The 19,751-nt window shown below is 61.3% G+C and carries 7 protein-coding genes; 4 read left to right on the top strand and 3 right to left on the bottom strand.

The genetic code is table 11. From position 1 onward, the window contains the following. Positions 1-2 precede the first annotated feature (2 nt). Positions 3-872, bottom strand: a complete 870-nt coding sequence (locus AC3Y64_RS19540; protein WP_116030556.1) for an SDR family oxidoreductase — start codon at positions 870-872, stop codon at positions 3-5. Positions 873-884: 12 nt separating this feature from the next. Then, positions 885-2,669 carry an acyclic terpene utilization AtuA family protein gene (locus AC3Y64_RS19535; RefSeq protein ID WP_489984945.1) on the bottom strand — a complete coding sequence of 595 codons (1,785 nt, stop codon included), beginning with the start codon at positions 2,667-2,669 and terminating at the stop codon, positions 885-887. Between the two features lie 184 nt (positions 2,670-2,853). Between AC3Y64_RS19535 and AC3Y64_RS19530 the strand changes: the two genes are divergently transcribed. The 3 genes from AC3Y64_RS19530 (at position 2,854) to AC3Y64_RS19520 (ending at position 5,468) form a co-directional block, all read left to right on the top strand. Further along, entirely contained in the window at positions 2,854-3,477 is a 624-nt protein-coding gene (locus AC3Y64_RS19530) for a TetR/AcrR family transcriptional regulator (RefSeq protein WP_489984944.1), read from the top strand. A gap of 92 nt (positions 3,478-3,569) precedes the next feature. Then, on the top strand, positions 3,570-4,367 hold the full coding sequence (locus AC3Y64_RS19525) for a substrate-binding periplasmic protein (protein WP_489984943.1): 798 nt from the start codon (positions 3,570-3,572) through the stop codon (positions 4,365-4,367). Between the two features lie 87 nt (positions 4,368-4,454). Next, the gene (locus tag AC3Y64_RS19520; protein WP_489984942.1) at positions 4,455-5,468 is read left to right on the top strand and encodes a GNAT family N-acetyltransferase; all 1,014 of its coding nucleotides are present in this window, start codon (positions 4,455-4,457) and stop codon (positions 5,466-5,468) included. A 140-nt stretch (positions 5,469-5,608) separates the two neighbouring features. Here the strand turns inward: AC3Y64_RS19520 and AC3Y64_RS19515 are convergent, their stop codons facing one another. Further along, positions 5,609-6,163 carry an RNA polymerase factor sigma-70 gene (locus AC3Y64_RS19515; protein WP_122591893.1) on the bottom strand — a complete coding sequence of 185 codons (555 nt, stop codon included), beginning with the start codon at positions 6,161-6,163 and terminating at the stop codon, positions 5,609-5,611. 370 nt (positions 6,164-6,533) lie between these two features. Here AC3Y64_RS19515 and AC3Y64_RS19510 point away from each other — a divergent pair, with 370 nt between their 5' ends. After that, on the top strand, positions 6,534-19,532 hold the full coding sequence (locus tag AC3Y64_RS19510; protein WP_489984941.1) for a non-ribosomal peptide synthetase: 12,999 nt from the start codon (positions 6,534-6,536) through the stop codon (positions 19,530-19,532). The last annotated feature ends 219 nt before the right edge of the window (positions 19,533-19,751 follow it).

The raw sequence follows: 19,751 nt of genomic DNA, 5'->3' as shown, positions 1-19,751 counted from the left end.
GCTTACTCCTTGTCCTTGAGCACGTCGGGTAAGTACGCGCGGTGGAAGCCGTTGAACGACTCGCTGTGAGTCGCCTTGTGCAGCGGCCACGCACGGCTGCCGAGGCTGGCCGCGCCATCGATTTTCAAGGTGCTGCCACTGATGAACGCCGCCGCCGGGCTGAGCAGAAACACAATCGCCGCGCTGACTTCCGATTCGGTGCCGATGCGCTTGAGCGGCACATGTTCACGCAGGGTAGGGATCACCGCTTTGAACGCGCCTTCGTAAGTGTCCATGCCGCTGGACGCAATCCAGCCCGGCGCCACCGCGTTGACCCGTACCCCGGCATAACCCCATTCGAACGCGGCGGTCTTGGTGAAGTTATCCATGCCCGAACGGGCCGCGCCCGAATGGCCCATGCCGGGCATGCCGCCCCACATGTCGGCGAGCATGTTGACGATGTTGCCGCCGTGTTTGCTCATCGACTGGTTAAACACTTCCCGCGCCATCAGAAAACCGCCCACCAGATTGGTGCGCAGCACGGTTTCGAAACCTTTCTGATTGATTGAAGCCAGCGGCGACGGGTATTGGCCGCCGGCATTGTTGACCAGACCGTGGATCGGCCCGTGCTCGGCAATCAGTTCTTTCACCAATTGCTTCACCGCTTCTTCATCGCGGATATCGCAGGCCTTCCAGTGTGCGCGGCCCCCGTCTTCGGCGATTTCAGCGGCGACTTTTTCGAGCTTTTCCGGCTTGCGCCCGACCAGCAGCACATTGGCGCCGAGTGCCGCCAGTTCATGGGCGGTGCAACGACCGATACCGCTGCCGCCGCCAGTGACGATGATGGTTTGGCCGCTGAACAGATCGGCATTGAAAATCGACGCGTAAGCCATGCACAGCATCCTCTAGTCGAGCTGTTCGGCGATGCTCTGCGGCACCGGGATCTGGATTTCCAATAACTGCTGGGCGAAGGCTTTGCCTTGTGGGTCAATGCGCAAACTCGCCACGCCGCCACCACCGAGGGCGTTTTCCAGGAGAAAGTTGAGGCTGTGGGTGCCGGGCAGATACCAGCGTTCGACCCGGCCGTGGATCGGGTCGAGTACGTGGCGCATCCAGTCGACGATCACTGCCGGGGTCAGCGCTTCGGCGATCCACGGCAGGTATTCGGGTTTGCGCGGCAGCACGCCGATATTGCTGTGATTGCCCTTGTCGCCGGAACGCGCTACCGCGAGTTTTATTAACGGCACACTGGCATCGGCGCGGCCTTGAGGTTTCGGTGGCTGCTGGGCAATCGGTAAATCTGCGCTGTCGAGCACATCCAGCGAGGGCAGGGCGCAGGGATAGCGCTCACCGGCCAGATCGATCTGCAAAGTGCAGGCGTTTTTATCGATCAGGAACGAGAACAGGCGGATCAGCGGATACACCGTTGGCCGCCCGCCGACGATGCCGGTCAGCCCCGGCGCCATACCGGTCGCGGCCTGGGCGATTTCCCGGGAGAACAGCACCAGCGCCTGTTTGCTCGGATGGCGCACGGCGAGTTTGATCACCACTTCGCGGCTGTCCTGGCGCTGGCCGTGGGGGCCGTAGGTCGCTTCGCTGCCGAGCAGTTCGATGTGGGTTTCGCTGTAAGGCGCCCAGCCGCGCTGGCTGAACATTTCCGAGGTCTTGTCGAGGATCGCCTGACTGACGCGGCGGGCTTTATCCACCGCATCGATGCCAGCGATGAGGCAACTGGCGGTGCAGCGAAAACCGTCCGGATACGTGGCGCTGACCTTGTATTTGTCACTCGGCGGCAAGCCTTTGGCGCCATGGACGTGTACGACGTTTTTACCTTGTTGTTGAAGCTTGACCTCGGTGAAATCGCACACCACGTCAGGCAGCAGATAGGCCTGCGGGTCGCCGATCTCGTAAAGCATTTGCTCGCCGACGGTCAGTGGCGTGACCAGTCCGCCGGAGCCTTCGGGTTTGCTGACGATGAATTGGCTGTCGGCGCTGACTTCAACGATCGGGAAACCGATGTGCTCGTAATCGGGCACGTCGCGCCAATCGGTGAAATTGCCACCGGTGCATTGCGCGCCGCATTCGATGATGTGCCCGGCAAGTGCCGCCTGGGCGAGTTTGTCGTAGTCGTGCCACGACCAGCCGAATTCGTGCACCAGTGCGGCGCTGACCACCGCGCTGTCGACCACCCGACCGGTGATGACGATGTCAGCGCCCAGGCGCAAGGCTTCGACAATGCCCGGGGCGCCGAGGTAGGCGTTGGTCGACACGCACATCGGCGGCAGCGGGGCACCGCTGAACATCTCGGTGACGCCGCTTAGTTGTTTGAATTGTGGTTGCAGGTCATCGCCGAGCAGTACGGCAATTTTCACGTCGATGCCGGCCTTGGCGCAGGCCGCTTGCAGGGCGGCGGCGCAGGCTTGCGGGTTGACCCCGCCGGCGTTGCTGATGACGCGGATATTCTGTTCGGCGAGTTGCGGCAGCAGTGGCGCCAGTACTTCGACGAAGTCGCCGGCGAACCCTGTCTGCGGATCCTTCATGCGCGCGCCGGCCATGATCGACATGGTGATCTCGGCCAGGTAATCGAAGACCAGATAGTCCAGATCGCCGCCTGCCACTAACTGCGCGGCGGCGGTCGAGGTGTCTCCCCAGAATGCACTGGCGCATCCGATGCGAACGGTGGTGGGCATTTTTATCTCCGACTCAGTAACCTGCGGCAGAAGTGTCTGGAGGCTACCAAGCAAGCGCTTGGTTTGTAAACAGTTGAAATTATCTTCCGCCCAAGCGCTTGCTTGGTCGCGGCTGGCGGCTTAAATTGCGCGCAACCCTGCGGTTACAGGGGGTAACAGACTGATCGACTGTAGGAGAGAACGGGTGGACGAGCAAAAAGCCCTGAGGGTCATGCGCGAATTGGTCGAAGAAGGCCAGTTGACCGACCCCGACAGCGCCCGCGGCAAACTGCTGCAAGTGGCGGCCCACCTGTTCCGTAACAAAGGCTATGAGCGCACCACGGTGCGCGACCTGGCCGGCGCGGTCGGCATCCAGTCGGGGAGCATTTTCCATCACTTCAAAAGCAAGGATGAAATCCTTCGCGCGGTGATGGAGGAAACCATCCGTTACAACACCGCGTTGATGCGCGCCGCGCTGGCCGACGCCGGCAATGTGCGCGAGCGGGTGCTGGCACTGATTCGCTGCGAATTGCAGTCGATCATGGGTGGCAGCGGCGAAGCCATGGCGGTGCTGGTATATGAATGGCGCTCGCTGTCCGAAGAGGGCCAGGCCAAAGTCCTCGCGCTGCGCGACGTTTACGAAGAGATCTGGCTACAAGTGCTCGGCGAAGCGAAGGACGCCGGGTTTATTCGCGGCGACGTATTTATTACCCGACGTTTCCTTACTGGCGCACTGTCCTGGACCACCACCTGGTTCCGTGCCGGCGGCAGTTTGAGCCTCGATCAACTGGCGGACGAGGCGCTTATTCTGGTCCTCGAAGAGCGCTGAGGCGCTTTCTATCCAGCCGGGAAACTGGCTAACTGGGCGAAACCGCCTAGCTTGAATGCATTGATCGGTATTTTTTCGGGGAGTGGGGTGTTTTGAAGTCTTTGCCAATTCGGACGGCCGCGGGGTTTTTGCTCGCAGCGCTGGCTGCACTTTGGGTATTGCCCGCTCACGCAGCGCAATTGGTTCGGGTTGGCGCGGCGCATTTTCCGCCTTACACCATTCGCCCGGAAAACGGTGCCGACACCGGTCTGCTACCGCAATTGGTCGAGGCGTTGAACCGTCTGCAAAACGACTATCAGTTTGTTTTGGTGCCGACTTCGATTCCGCGGCGCTTCGGTGATTTCAAGCAAGGCCGGATCGACATGGCGATTTTCGAAAACCCGGAGTGGGGCTGGAAAGACATCCCCCACAGCGATGTCGACATGGGCCTCGAGGACGCGGAAATTTTCGTCGCGCAGCGTGAAGACGGTCGTCAGCAAAACTACTTTGCGAGCCTGACCGGCAAGCGTCTGGCGCTGTTCAGCGGTTATCACTACGAATTCGCCAACTTCAACGCCGATCCCAAGTTCCTCGCGCAGAACTTCAATGCCACGTTGACCTATTCCCACGACAGCAACTTGTTGATGGTGCTGCGCGGGCGTGCCGATATTGCCCTGGTGACCCGTTCGTATCTGAGCGATTACCTGCTGCGCAACGAGAAGGTGCGCAATGAGTTGCTCGTCTCGCAGCGCATCGATCAGGTCTACCACCACTACGCGATCCTGCGCCCGACTGCACCGATCACTGGTGAGGCGTTCGGCAAATTGCTGCAAGGCTTGCGTGACAATGGCGAGATGCTGAAGATTTTCGATCCGTACAAGATTGCAGTGGTGCCGGTGCCTCATCGCTGAGCCAGCGATTTGCGTGCGCACGCTAAATTTTCCCGCCCGGATCACGTCACTTCGTTGAACTGTCGACGATTATCGTGAGCCCGACCCATGTCCAATCTGAATGACCTGACTGCCTTGGCCTTGCCTTCGGGCAGTCAACTGATCGCTGATACCACTGAAAGCCGCCTGAGCCTGAGCCTGGACGGGCAACCGCTGATTCGCCTGCGCCTCGATCGTGAAGGCAAAGGGCCGATCCAGATCGATGAACGTTTTGCCTTGCCGCCGGGGCAAGCGTTGTGGGCGGCCTGTTATTGGCTGTTTGCGCGTGATCCGGAGTGTCAGCAATTGACTTGGCAGCTGGATCAGCCGCCCACCGAAGCCTTGCTCAGTGGTTTGCTGGTGAGCACTGAAGTGGTCGGCGAATATCGCTGCGAGCGCACGTTGTTCTGGCAACTGCCACAGCCATGGCTCGGCGCTTCGCTGACCGGCAGCTATCCGCAGCAAATGGTCATCAGCCAGGGCAAGCGCCATCCGCTGCGACCGGTGAAGCCGCGCGGTGAAGTCTATCGGCGCTTCGATGCGCGTCTTGGCGCGTGGATTTCCCTGCGTACCGTCGAAATCGAAGAAGATCTGCCGCGCTTCAACCGCTGGCAGAACAGCCCGCGCGTGGCCAGTTTCTGGCAGGAAGAGGGCAGCCTCGAGAAGCACCGCGAATACTTGAGCAAGCTCGACGCCGATCCGCACACGTTGACGTTGATTGGTTGTTTCGATGATCAGCCGTTTGCTTATTTCGAAGCCTATTGGGCCAAGGAAGATCGCATCGCGCCGTTCTACGATGCCGACAATTACGATCGTGGCATTCACATGCTGGTGGGCGAGGAAAATCATCGCGGCCCGCACAAAGTGGCGAGTTGGCTATCGGCGCTGGTGCATTACCTGTTTCTCGATGATCCGCGCACTCAGCGGGTGGTCGCCGAGCCGCGTGCCGACAACGCGAAGATGATCGGGCATATGCAGAATCAGTGCTTCCACTGCGAGAAGGAGTTCGACTTCCCGCACAAGCGCGCGGCGTTGATGATTCTGGGGCGTGAGCGGTTTTTTGATCGGTGCAAGTTGGTCTGATGATCAGGCCTCAAGATCCAGGGTGATCTTGAGGCCGCCATCGCTAGCAGGGCTAGCTCCCACAGTGGATTTTTGTCGCTCACAAAACCCATGTGGGAGCTAGCCCTGCTAGCGATTGAAGGCGCTGCACATTCTGCTGATCAGCGACGACCCGCAATCACCGCATCCCGACGACTGCCCGAGACCTTGCGGCAGTGCACCAGTGCATCACGAATCATGAAGTTGACCAGGGTCGGCGACACGCCGAGTTCCTTGGCGATGTCCTTTTGCGGCACACCGTGCAGGCGGTACATCTCGAACGCATAGCGCGTGCGGCTCGGTAGCTCGGTGAGTGCGTCGGCGATGTGTTCCAGGGTCGAAAAGTTGATGTGTGAGGTTTCCGGCGAAGCACCCTGAATGACCACGTTCAGCCCTTCCTCTTCAGGGCCGGAGTACTTCTGTTCCAGCGCCTGTTTGCGGTAGTGATCGATGGCAAGGTTGCGCACGATCTGGAACAGATAACTCAATTGCGCCTTGATCGACGACGTGATCGGTGGCGCCGACTGCAGTCGGAAAAACGCATCCTGCACCACGTCTTCGGCACGCGAGCGGCAGCCGGTAATGCGTGCTGCAATCTTGACCAGAATCAGTCGATTTTCGACGAATGCCTGAAGTAGCGGTGAATCGCACCTGCTTGTGGATACTTGTTCCGTCATGGAAATCACCTTGCTGCCAAATAGGTTAGTGGGACGCCTGGGGGGAAGGGGCCGTCCTACACATCGAGCGACAAATTATGTTGAATGATAATGATTGTCAAATGAGAAAGAGAACTAATGATCCAAATCGGTGCATTGTGAGAACTGCGACACGCCGCCACACCCCAGCCCCATTGGCGATCCAGCCTGCCGACTAATTATTTCAAGACGTCATCCGTTCTCATTGGTGAATGGTTCCGGGTACTGAGTCCCGGCCAGACAGCATTCCAGTGCCTTGCGCGGTCGGCGTAGACCGCGCCCTGCATGCCCTTGAAGGGCGTGACACAGCAACCCGATTCCACTCGCAAGCCGAATTCAGGCAGGAAACCCCATGACCGACGCGTTTGAACTCCCCAGCACCCTGGTCCAAGCCCTCCAGCGCCGCGCGGCCCTGACGCCGGATCAACTGGCCTTGCGTTTTCTCGCTGAAACCGAGGAACAGGGCGTGGTACTCAGTTACCGCGAACTGGATGAACGCGCGCGCACCATTGCGGCTGCGCTGCAGGCTCAGGTGGAGTTCGGCGATCGCGCAGTGCTGCTGTTTCCCAGCGGCCCGGACTATGTCGCGGGGTTCTTCGGTTGCCTGTACGCAGGCGTGATCGCCGTGCCGGCCTATCCGCCGGAGTCCGCCCGTCGTCACCATCAGGAGCGTCTGCTATCGATCATCGCCGACGCCGAGCCACGCTTGTTGCTGACCAGCGCCGACCTGCGGGATGCCTTGCAGCAGATCGAAGGCGCGCCGCCGCTGTTGTGTGTCGATACCCTCGACCGCGCGCTGGCCGAACAATGGATCGAACCGAACCTGCCGCAAGACCACATCGCCTTCCTGCAATACACCTCGGGCTCGACCGCGCTGCCCAAAGGCGTGCAAGTCAGCCACGGCAATCTGGTGGCCAACGAATTGCTGATCCGTCACGGTTTCGGCATCGATGTGAACCCGGACGACGTCATCGTCAGCTGGTTGCCGCTGTATCACGACATGGGGTTGATCGGCGGTCTGCTGCAACCGATCTTCAGCGGCGTGCCGTGCATCCTGATGTCCCCGGCGTATTTCCTTGGCCGTCCATTGCGCTGGCTCGAAGCGATCAGCCAATACCGCGGCACCATCAGCGGCGGGCCGGATTTTGCCTACCGCTTGTGCAGCGAACGGGTCAGCGAATCGGCGCTTGAACGTCTCGACCTGAGCCGCTGGCGGGTGGCTTATTCCGGCTCCGAGCCGATCCGTCTCGACACCCTCGAGCGCTTCGCCGAGAAGTTCACCGCGTGCGGTTTCAGTGCCGACAATTTCATGGCCTCGTACGGCCTGGCTGAGGCGACGCTGTTCGTCGCCGGTACACCGCGCGGCACCGGTATTCCAGCGTTGCACGTGGACGATCAAGCCTTGGCACAAAACCGCGCCGAGCCGGGCGAGGGCAGTCCGATCATGAGTTGCGGCATCAGCCAGCCGGAACACGCGGTGCTGATCGTCGAACCCAATTCCCTTGAAGAACTGGCTGACAACGCTGTAGGTGAAGTCTGGGCCGCCGGCCCGAGCATCGCGCTCGGCTACTGGCGCAACCCGGAGGCCAGCGCCAAGACCTTCGTCCAGCACGCCGGCCGCACCTGGCTGCGCACCGGCGACCTAGGCTTTATGCGTGACGGCGAACTGTTCGTCACCGGTCGCTTGAAAGACATGCTGATCGTGCGCGGCCACAACCTGTATCCGCAGGACATCGAGAAGACCGTCGAAAACGAAGTGGAAGTGGTGCGCAAGGGCCGCGTCGCTGCCTTCGCGATCAATCAGAATGGCGAAGAAGGCATCGGCATCGCCGCGGAAATCAGCCGCAGCGTGCAGAAAATCCTGCCGCCGGAAGCCCTGATCAAAGCCATTCGCCAAGCGGTGGCCGAGGCTTATCAGGAAGCACCAAACGTGGTGGTACTGCTCAATCCGGGCGCGCTTCCGAAAACCTCCAGCGGTAAATTGCAGCGCTCGGCGTGCCGCAATCGTCTGGCCGATGGCAGCCTGGACAGCTACGCGGTGTTCCCGTCGACTGCATCCGAAATTCAAGAGTCGACCACCAGCGGCTCGGAACTCGAAGCCTTGATCGGCAAGATCTGGGCCGAGCAACTCAACGTCAAACAGGTCAACGCCGACGACCACTTCTTTCTGCTTGGCGGCAACTCGATCGCCGCTACGCAAGTGATTGCCAAGGTTCGCGAAGAGCTTGGCCTTGAGCTGAACCTGCGTCTGCTGTTCGAAGCGCCGACGCTGGCCGAGTTCGCCGCAGCCGTGGCGCAACAGCAACAGGACGGCGGCAGTGCCCAAGGCGCAATCACCACGCTATCGCGCAGCGAGCCTATGCCGCAATCGCTGGCGCAAAACCGCCTGTGGATCACCTGGCAACTGGACCCGCAAAGCAGCGCCTACAACATTCCCGGCGGCCTGCGCTTGCGCGGCGAACTCGACGAAGACGCCTTGCGCGCCAGCTTCCAGCAACTGATCGAACGCCACGAATCGCTGCGCACACGTTTCTTCGAGCGCGACGGCGTCGCTCTGCAACAAGTCGATGGCGCCGCCGAATTCAACCTGCAACTGATCGACATCAGCGACCTGCCGGCCCATGAGCGTGAAGCCCGCGCCCTGCAAATCCGCGAAGACGAAGCGCGCACCCAGTTCGACCTGGAAAAAGGCCCGCTGCTGTGGGTGACGCTGGTGCGTCTCGATGACGAAGATCACCAACTGCTGGTGACGATGCACCACATCATCGCCGACGGCTGGTCGCTGAACGTATTGATCGACGAGTTCTCGCGGCTGTATGCCGCTGCATCACAAGGTGCGAGCGCCAACCTCGCAGCGTTGCCAACCCAATACGCCGATTACGGCAGTTGGCAGCGCCAATGGCTGGCGCAAGGCGAGGGTGAGCGGCAACTGGCGTATTGGATAGCGCAGTTGGGTGACGAGCATCCGGCGCTGGAACTGGCCACCGATCATCCGCGTTCGGCTCAACACATTCACAGCGCCGCACGCCACACCCTGCGTCTGGGCGTCAGCCTCAGCGATGCAATCCGCCAAACTGCCCAGGCGCATCAATCGACGCCGTTCATGCTGCTGCTCTCGGCGTTGCAGAGTTTGCTGCATCGCTACAGCGGTCAGCGCGACATTCGCGTCGGCGTGCCTAATGCCAACCGTCCGCGCCTGGAAACCCAAGGCTTGATCGGCTTCTTCATCAACACCCAAGTGCTGCGGGCCGAGATTGATTCGCGCCTGTCATTCGTCGAACTGCTGGCGCAGACCCGCCAAGCTGCACTCGGTGCGCAGGCGAATCAGGATCTGCCGTTCGAACAATTGCTCGAAGCCTTCCCGCAGGCCCGCGAACAGGGTCTGTTTCAGGTCATGTTCAACCACCAGCAGCGCGACTTGAGTGCGCTCAAACGCCTGCCGGGACTGCTCGCCGAAGAACTGCCGTGGCACAGCCGCGAAGCCAAGTTTGATCTGCAACTGCACAGCGAAGAAGACCGTAATGGTCGCCTGACTTTGTCGTTCGACTACGCCAGCGAATTGTTCGATGCCACGACCATTGCGCGTCTGGCCGAACACTTCAGCAACCTGCTGCGCGAAGTTTGCGAACGTCCGGAACAAGCGATTGGCGACCTGCAACTGCTCACCGTCGGCGAGCACGATCAGCAAGAAAACTGGAGCGTCGCACCGTGCACTCTGGCGCAACAGTGGCTGCCGGAACTGCTTAATGAGCAGGCGCGACAAACGCCGGAACGCACCGCGTTGGTGTGGGACGGAGGCAGCCTCGACTTCGCTGAACTGCATACTCAGGCCAACCGCCTCGCGCATTACCTGCGTGACAAAGGCGTCGGCCCGGACGTTTGCGTGGCCATCGCCGCCGAGCGTTCGCCGCAATTGCTGATCGGTCTGTTGGCAATCATCAAGGCCGGCGGTGCATACGTGCCGCTGGACCCGGATTACCCGGCCGAACGCCTCGCCTATATGCTCCGCGACAGTGGCGTCGAACTGCTGCTGACCCAGACCGAATTGCTCGGCCGCTTGCCGGCCAGCGACGGCGTCAGCGTGATCGCCATGGACGCGTTGCACCTGGAAAACTGGCCGAGCCAGGCGCCGGGTCTGCACCTGCACGGCGACAACCTCGCCTACGTAATTTACACCTCGGGTTCCACCGGTCAGCCGAAAGGCGTCGGCAACACTCACGCGGCACTGGCCGAACGTCTGCAATGGATGCAGAACACCTATCGCCTGAATGAAACCGATGTGCTGATGCAAAAGGCGCCGATCAGTTTCGACGTGTCGGTGTGGGAATGCTTCTGGCCGTTGATCACCGGCGCGCGTCTGTTGATCGCCGGCCCCGGTGAACACCGCGATCCGCATCGCATTGCTCAGCTGGTTCAGGAATACGGCGTGACCACGCTGCACTTTGTCCCGCCGCTGCTCTCGCTGTTCATCGACGAGCCGCTGAGCGCCGAATGCACCAGCCTGCGCCGGGTGTTTTCCGGCGGTGAAGCGCTGCCAGCCGAACTGCGCAACCGCGTCCTCGCACAACTCCCAGCGGTGCAATTGCACAACCGTTACGGCCCGACCGAAACCGCAATCAACGTCACCCATTGGCACTGCACCAGTACCGATGGCGAGCGCTCGCCGATTGGCCGTCCGTTGGGCAACGTGATTTGCCGCGTGCTCGACGCCGATCTCAATCCAGTGCCGGTCGGTGTGCCGGGGGAACTGTGCATCAGCGGCATTGGTCTGGCTCGCGGTTATCTCGGTCGGCCATCGTTGACCGCAGAACGCTTCGTGGTCGATCCACTGGGCGAGCACGGCGCGCGTTTGTACCGCACCGGCGACCGCGCGCGCTGGACCTCCGATGGCGTGATCGAATACCTCGGTCGTCTCGATCAGCAGGTCAAACTGCGTGGCTTCCGCGTCGAACCGGAAGAAATCGAAGCGCGCTTGCTCGCCCAGGACGGCGTCGCCCAAGCCGTGGTGCTGGTGCGTGAAACCCCTGCCGGCGCGCAGCTGATCGGCTACTTCACCGCAACCGATGCCAGCGAAAATCATGACGAGCAAATCACTTGGCTGAAAACCGCACTCGCTGCCGAGCTGCCGGAATACATGGTTCCGGCGCAACTGATGCGCCTCGACGCAATGCCGCTAAGCCCAAGCGGCAAACTCGACCGCCGCGCCTTGCCTGAGCCGCAATGGCAAGTACGTGAACACGTCGAACCGGTCACTGAACTTGAGCAACAGATCGCCGCAATCTGGCGCGAAGTGCTCGGCCTGGCGCAAGTCGGTCTGCGTGACGACTTCTTCGCCCTCGGCGGTCACTCGCTGCTGGCCACGCAAATCATCTCGCGGACCCGTCAGGCCTGCGACGTCGAGCTGCCGTTGCGAGCGTTGTTCGAGCACAGCGAACTCGGTGATTTCGCCGAGCAGATCCGTCTGATTCAAGTCAGCGGTCGCACCAATAAACAGCCGCCAATCGACAAGGTCGACCGCACCCAACCGGTGCCGTTGTCATACTCGCAACAGCGCATGTGGTTCCTCTGGCAGATGGAGCCGGACAGCCCGGCGTACAACGTCGGCGGCATGGCGCGCCTGCGTGGTGTCCTGCATGTCGAGCGTTTCGAGGCCGCGTTGCAAGCGCTGATCCTGCGCCACGAAACCCTGCGCACCACGTTCCCGAGTGTCGACGGCATCGCCCGTCAGCAGGTGCATGCCGAAACTGGCGTGCGCATGGGCTGGAAAGATTTCTCGAAGATTGCTGCCGATTTGCGCGAGCAACAGGTTCAGCAATTCGCCGACGAAGAAGCGCATCTGCCGTTCGATCTGGAAAGCGGTCCGCTGCTGCGCGCCTGTCTGGTGAAAACCGCCGAGCAGGAGCATTACTTCGTCCTGACCCTGCACCACATCGTCACCGAAGGCTGGGCGATGGATATCTTCGCCCGCGAACTCAGCGCGCTGTACGAAGCCTTTGTCGATGACCGCGATTCGCCGCTCGAACCGCTGCCGGTGCAATACCTCGACTACAGCGTCTGGCAGCGCAACTGGCTGGAGTCCGGTGAACGTCAGCGTCAACTCGACTACTGGACCGCGCAACTTGGGCGTGAACATCCGCTGCTGGAATTGCCGGGCGACCGTCCGCGTCCGCCGGTGCAAAGTCATCAGGGTGAACTGTTCCGTTTCGATCTGAGCGACGACCTCGCTGCACGGGTTCGGGCGTTCAATGCGCAAAACGGTCTGACCCTGTTCATGACCATGACTGCCGCGCTCGCCACGCTGCTATACCGCTACAGCGGCCAGGCCGATCTGCGTATCGGCGCGCCGGTGGCCAACCGCATCCGCCCGGAAAGCGAAGGGCTGATCGGTGCATTCCTCAACACCCAAGTGCTGCGTTGCCAGCTCGACGGCATGATGTCGGTTGGCGAATTGTTCGAGCAGGTGCGCCACACCGTGATCGAAGGCCAGTCGCATCAGGACCTGCCGTTCGATCATCTGGTCGAAGCCTTGCAGCCGCCGCGCAGTGCCGCCTACAACCCGTTGTTCCAGGTAATGTGCAACGTGCAGCGCTGGGAATTCCAGCAGAGCCGCATGCTCGCCGGCATGACCGTCGAGTACTTGGCCAACGATGCGCGGGCGACCAAGTTCGACCTCAACCTGGAAGTCACCGACCTCGACCATCGCCTCGGTTGCTGCCTGACTTACAGCACCGATCTGTTCGACGAGCCGACCATCGCGCGCATGGCCAAACATTGGCGCAATTTGCTCGAAGCGCTGATCGCCGATCCGCAACAACGCGTCAGCGAATTGCCGCTGCTCGACCAGCCTGAGCAACAGCAACTGCTCGACAGCCTCGGTATCGAGCCGGGCGAGCATCGTCTCGATCAGTGCATTCATCATCTGTTCGCCGAGCAGGCGCTGGCCCGTAAGGATGCACCGGCCCTGACTTTCGCCGGGCAGACCCTGAGCTACGCTGAACTCGATGCCCGCGCCAATCGCCTGGCCTGGGCCTTGCGTGAACGTGGCGTCGGCCCGCAAGTGCGGGTTGGTCTGGCGCTGGAGCGTTCGCTGGAAATGGTCATTGGCCTGCTGGCGATTCTCAAGGCTGGCGGTGCTTACGTTCCACTGGATCCGGAATACCCGCTCGACCGTCTGCATTACATGATCGAAGACAGCCGCATTGGTCTGCTGCTGAGTGATCGCGCCATGTTCCAAGCCCTCGGCGATCTGCCGCCAAGCGTGGCGCGCTGGTGCCAGGAAGAGGACAGCGCGGCACTCGCCGCTTACCCGGCCACTGAGCTGCCGTTTATCAGCCTGCCGCAGCATCAGGCCTACCTGATTTACACCTCGGGTTCGACCGGCAAGCCGAAAGGCGTGGTGGTCTCCCACGGCGAAATCGCCATGCATTGCCAAGCGGTGATCGAGCGTTTCGGTATGCGCCCGGACGACTGCGAATTGCATTTCTATTCGATCAACTTCGACGCTGCTACCGAGCGTTTGCTGGTGCCGTTGCTTAGCGGTGCGCAGGTTGTGCTGCGTGCGCAAGGTCAGTGGGACGCGGAAGAAATCTGTGGCCTGATCCGCACGCATAAAATCAACGTACTCGGCTTCACCCCGAGCTACGGCAGTCAGTTGGCGCAGTTCCTGTCGACGCAAAACGAAATCCTCCCGGTGCGGATGATCATCACCGGTGGCGAAGCGTTGACCGGCGAACACTTGCAACGGATTCGTGCGGCGTTCAAACCGGCGGTGTTCTTCAACGCCTACGGCCCGACCGAAACCGTGGTGATGCCGTTGGCCAGTCTCGCTCCGGAAGTGCTGGAAGAGGGCGCCGGCAGTGTGCCGATCGGCAGCGTGATCGGCGCGCGTGTCGCCTACATTCTCGATGCCGATCTGGCACTGGTGCCGCAAGGTGCGACCGGTGAATTGTTCGTCGGCGGCGCGGGTCTGGCGCAGGCTTATCACGACCGTCCGGGCATCACCGCCGAACGTTTTCTCGCGGATCCGTTCGCCGCTGACGGTGGGCGCATGTACCGCACCGGCGATCTGGTGCGCCAGCGTGCTGATGGCTTGGTTGAATACCTTGGCCGCATCGACCATCAAGTAAAAATCCGTGGCTTCCGTATCGAACTGGGCGAAATCGAAACGCGTCTGCTCGATCACGCTTCGATTCGCGAAGCCGTGGTGCTCGCCCTCGATGCGCCGAGCGGCAAACAACTGGTCGGCTATTTAGTCACTGAAGTCGCCGAGCAAAGCGAAGCCAAACAGGCTGAACTGCGCGACGCGCTCAAATCGCACCTCAAGGCGCAGCTGCCGGATTACATGGTGCCAACGCACCTGATTCTGCTGGCGAGCATGCCGCTGACCGCCAACGGCAAACTCGACCGCCGCGCCTTGCCGGCGCCGGATCCTGAACTCAATCGTCAGGACTACGTCGCGCCGAGCAATGAACTCGAGCAGACCTTGGCGCAGATCTGGTGCGCGGTGCTTAACGTCGAACAGGTTGGCCTCAACGACAACTTCTTTGAACTGGGTGGCGACTCGATTCTGTCGATTCAAGTGGTCAGCCGTGCGCGCCAGCAGGGCATTCATTTCAGCCCGCGTGATCTGTTCCAGCATCAGACCGTGCTGACCCTCGCCGCTGTGGCCAGCCGCACCGAACAGGTGACGGCGGAGCAAGGGCTGGTCGCTGGTGAGTCGCGTCTGACGCCGATTCAGCATTGGTTCTTCGACACGGAAATCCCTGAGCGTCAGCACTGGAACCAGGCGCTGTTGCTGGAACCGACCGCGATCCTCGAACCGCATCGTCTGGAGCAGGCGTTGCTGGCGGTGATCGAGCAGCATGACGCCTTGCGTCTGCGCTTCAGCCAAGCCAGCGGCGAGTGGCAAGCGACGCACCAAGCGGCGTCTGATACGGCGGTGTTGTGGCAAGTGCGCGTGACTTCGATGGACAAGTGCGAAGCACTGTTCGCCGACGCCCAGCGCAGCCTCGACCTGGAGCAAGGCCCGTTGGTGCGTGCCGTGCTGGTCGATGGCCCTGAAGCTCAGCACCGCCTGTTTATCGCCATCCATCACTTGGTCGTCGACGGTGTGTCGTGGCGGGTTCTGCTCGACGATCTGCAAACCGTGTATCGCCAACTCGACGCCGAACAGGCGGTGAAACTGCCGGCGAAAACCAGCGCCTTCAAGGATTGGGCCGCGCGTTTGCAGGCCTACGCTGGCAGCGAATCCCTGCGCGAAGAACTCAACTGGTGGCAGACCCAACTGGCCGGTTCGAGCGCCGAGCTGCCGTGCGAAAACCCGCAGGGCGGCCAGCAGAATCGTCATGCGCAAACCGTCAGCGTGCGCCTCGATGCCGAACACACCAAACAGCTGCTGCAACAGGCGCCGGCGGCTTATCGCACGCAGGTCAACGATCTATTGTTAACCGCATTGGCCCGCGTGCTGTGCCGTTGGAGCGGGCAGCCATCGGCACTGATTCAACTGGAAGGCCACGGTCGTGAAACCCTGTTCGACGAGATCGACCTGACCCGCACCGTCGGCTGGTTCACCAGCGCCTATCCATTGCGCCTGACCCCGCACAACATCGAAGAAGCTGCGGGGCAGGGCGCTTCGATCAAAGCGATCAAGGAACAACTGCGCGAAGTGCCGCACAAAGGCCTCGGTTATGGCGTGCTGCGTTATCTGGCCGATGACCTCAGCCAGCGCAGCATGGCGGCGCTGCCGCATGCGCCGGTCACCTTCAACTACCTTGGCCAGTTCGACCAGAGCTTCGGCAGCGATGCGCTGTTCCGGCCGCTGGATGAGCCGGTCGGTGTCGCCCACGATCCGCAGGCGCCGTTGCCGAACGAGTTGAGCGTCGACAGTCAGGTTTACGGCGGTGAACTGCTGCTGCGCTGGACCTTCAGCGCAGAGCGTTACGACGTGCAAACCATCCACGATCTGGCCGATGCTTACTTGGGTGAGCTGCAAAGCCTGATCGCTCATTGCCTGCAAGACGACGCCGGTGGTCTGACGCCGTCGGACTTCCCGCTGGCCAAGCTGACTCAGGCGCAACTCGATGCCTTGCCAGTGCCCGCCGCGCACATCGAAGATGTTTATCCGCTGACGCCGATGCAGGAAGGCATGTTGCTGCACACCTTGCTCGAACCGGGCACCGGTCTGTACTACATGCAGGATCGCTACCGCATCAACAGCGAACTCGACGCCGAGCGTTTCGCCCAGGCCTGGCAAGCGGTGATCGCCCGTCACGAAGCGTTGCGTGCGTCGTTCTGCTGGAACGTCGGCGAAGACATGCTGCAAGTGATTCACACGCCGGGTCGCACGCCGATCGAATATCTGGACTGGAGCGCCATCGCCGAAACCGAGCAAGAACCGAAGCTGCAAACGCTGCTGAAAAACGAGCGTGAGGCCGGTTTCGATCTGCTCAATCAGGCACCGTTCCACTTGCGCCTGATCAAGGTCGGCGCGGCGCGCTACTGGTTCATGATGAGCAACCACCACATCCTCATCGATGCCTGGTGCCGTTCGCTGCTGATGAACGACTTCTTCGAAATCTACACCGCCCTCGGTGAAGGTCGCGAAGCACAACTCGCCGTGCCGCCGCGTTATCGCGATTACATCGGCTGGCTGCAACGCCAGAGCCTCGCCGAAGCGCGGAACTGGTGGGAGCAGAACCTGCAAGGGTTCGAACGCACCACGCCGATCCCGAGCGACCGGCCGTTCCTGCGTGAACACGCCGGTGAAAGCGGCGGCATGATCGTTGGCGACCGCTACACCCGTCTCAACGTCGAGGACGGTGCGCGTCTGCGTGAACTGGCGCAGGCCCATCAGCTGACCATCAACACCTTCGCCCAAGCGGCGTGGGCCTTGGTACTGCGACGCATGAGCGGTGATCGGGACGTGCTGTTCGGCGTGACGGTGGCCGGGCGTCCGGTGGAAATGCCAGAGATGCAACGCACCGTCGGCCTGTTCATCAACAGTATTGCGCTGCGGGTGAAGATGCCTGCGGGCGATGAGCGCAGCAGCGTGCGTCAGTGGCTGAGCGCTTTGCTCGACAGCAACATGCAGCTTCGCGAGTACGAATACCTGCCGCTGGTGAACATCCAGGAACAGAGCGAATTGCCGAAAGGCCAGCCGCTGTTCGACAGCCTCTTCGTCTTCGAAAATGCCCCGGTGGAAGTCTCGGTGCTGGATCGGGCGCAGAGCCTGAACGCGACTTCGGACTCGGGGCGTACGCACACCAACTTCCCGCTGACGGCGGTGTGCTACCCGGGCGATGACCTCGGTCTGCATCTGTCGTATGACCAGCGATATTTTGACGAATCGACCATCGAACGCATGCTCGGCGAGTTCAAGCGTCTGCTGCTGGCGCTGGTCGATGGCTTCCACGGCGACATGGCCGATCTGCCGCTGCTGGGCGTCGAGGAACAGGATTTCCTGCTGCACGGTTGCAACCAGAGTGCCCACGATTATCCGCTGGAGCAAAGCTACGTTGCGCTGTTCGAGGCGCAGGTTGCCGCGCATCCGCAGCGCATTGCCGCCACTTGCCTGGATCAGCAACAGAGCTATGCCGAGCTGAACCACAACGCCAACCGACTCGGCCATGCACTGGTCGCTGCGGGTGTGCAGATGGATCAACCGGTGGCGCTGCTTGCTGAGCGTAATCTCGATCTGCTCGGCATGATCATCGGCAGCTTCAAGGCTGGTGCGGGTTATCTGCCGCTGGATCCGGGCCTGCCGAGTCAGCGTCTGCAGCGCATCATTGAGCTGAGCCGCACGCCGGTGCTGGTCTGCACCCAAGCCTGCGTTGAACAGGCGCAGACCTTGCTGGATGAATTCAGCTGCGCCAATCGTCCGCGCTTGCTGGTGTGGGAAGAGATTCAGGCGGCGGCGACATCGGCGCAGGACCTGGGCATCTATAGCGGCCCGGACAACCTCGCTTACGTGATCTACACCTCGGGCTCCACTGGCCTGCCGAAAGGCGTGATGGTCGAGCAGCGTGGCATGCTCAATAACCAGTTGAGCAAGATGCCGTATCTGAACCTGAGCGACGCCGACGTGATCGCACAGACCGCTTCGCAAAGCTTCGATATTTCGGTCTGGCAGTTCCTCGCCGCACCGCTGTTCGGGGCGCGGGTGGACATCGTGCCGAATACGCTTGCCCACGATCCGCAAGGTTTGTTGGTGCACGTGCAAGCGCAGGGCATCACCGTGTTGGAGAGCGTGCCATCGCTGATTCAGGGCATGCTCGCCACGGAGCGACTGAGCCTCGATGGGCTGCGCTGGATGCTGCCGACCGGTGAAGCCATGCCGCCAGAACTGGCGCATCAATGGCTGCTACGTTACCCGGACATCGGTCTGGTCAACGCTTACGGTCCGGCGGAATGTTCCGATGACGTGGCGTTCTTCCGCGTCGACATGGCCTCGACGCGCGGCAGTTACTTGCCGATCGGTACGCCGACCGACAACAACTTGCTGTACCTGGTCGATGGCGCGCTGGAGCTGGTGCCGTTGGGTGCGGTGGGTGAGTTGTGCGTCGCAGGCACGGGCGTCGGTCGCGGTTATGTCAGCGATCCGCTGCGTACCGCACCAGTGTTTGTGCCGAACCCGTTCGGCGCGCCGGGCGAGCGTCTGTATCGCACCGGTGACCTGGCACGGCGTCGCAGTGACGGTGTGCTGGAATATGTTGGCCGCGTTGACCATCAGGTGAAGATTCGCGGGTACCGCATCGAACTGGGTGAGATCGAAGCGCGCCTGCATGAACAGCCGGAAGTGCGTGATGGTGCGGTGGGTGTGCAGGAAGGCGTCAATGGCAAGCATTTGGTCGGCTATCTGGTTGCGGCCGATTCGGCACTCAACCCAAGTGAACGTCTGGAGCGGATCAAGCAACGCCTGCGCGCCGAACTGCCGGAATACATGGTGCCGTTGCACTGGTTGTGGCTCGATCAGCTGCCGCTGAATGCCAACGGCAAACTCGACCGCAAAGCCTTGCCGGCGCCGGAGATCGGACAGTTGCAGAGCCAGGATTATCTGGCGCCGCGCAATGATCTTGAACAGACATTGGCTGATATCTGGGCTGAGGTGTTGAAAGTCGAGCAGGTCGGCGTACGCGACAACTTCTTCGAGCTGGGCGGACACTCGTTGCTGGCCACACAGATCGCTTCGCGGGTGCAGAAAACCCTGCAACGTGACGTGCCGCTGCGGGCGATGTTCGAGTGCAGCACGGTGGAGGAACTGGCCGAGTACATTGATGGACTGGCGGCGAGTGATATCACTGAAGAGAAGGTTGATCGGTTGAATGATCTGATGGCGGAGCTGGAGGGGCTTTGATTTTCTAGCGCCTGTACTCGCCTCATCGCTGGCAAGCCAGCTCCCACAATTTCCGGATGTGAACACAAAACCTGTGAACACCTTCGGACACTGTGGGAGCTGGCTTGCCAGCGATGGCGTCAGTGAATTCAACACATTTAAACCGGCACATTTTCAGACAATTCTCGATTGACGACCAGCAACCGGCAGCTCAGTCTGCCGGTTCTGTTTTTTGTCACG

It is taken from the genome of Pseudomonas sp. 4CAES_32.4 (assembly GCF_058136335.1).
This window is presented reverse-complemented; position numbering and strand designations above follow the sequence as displayed.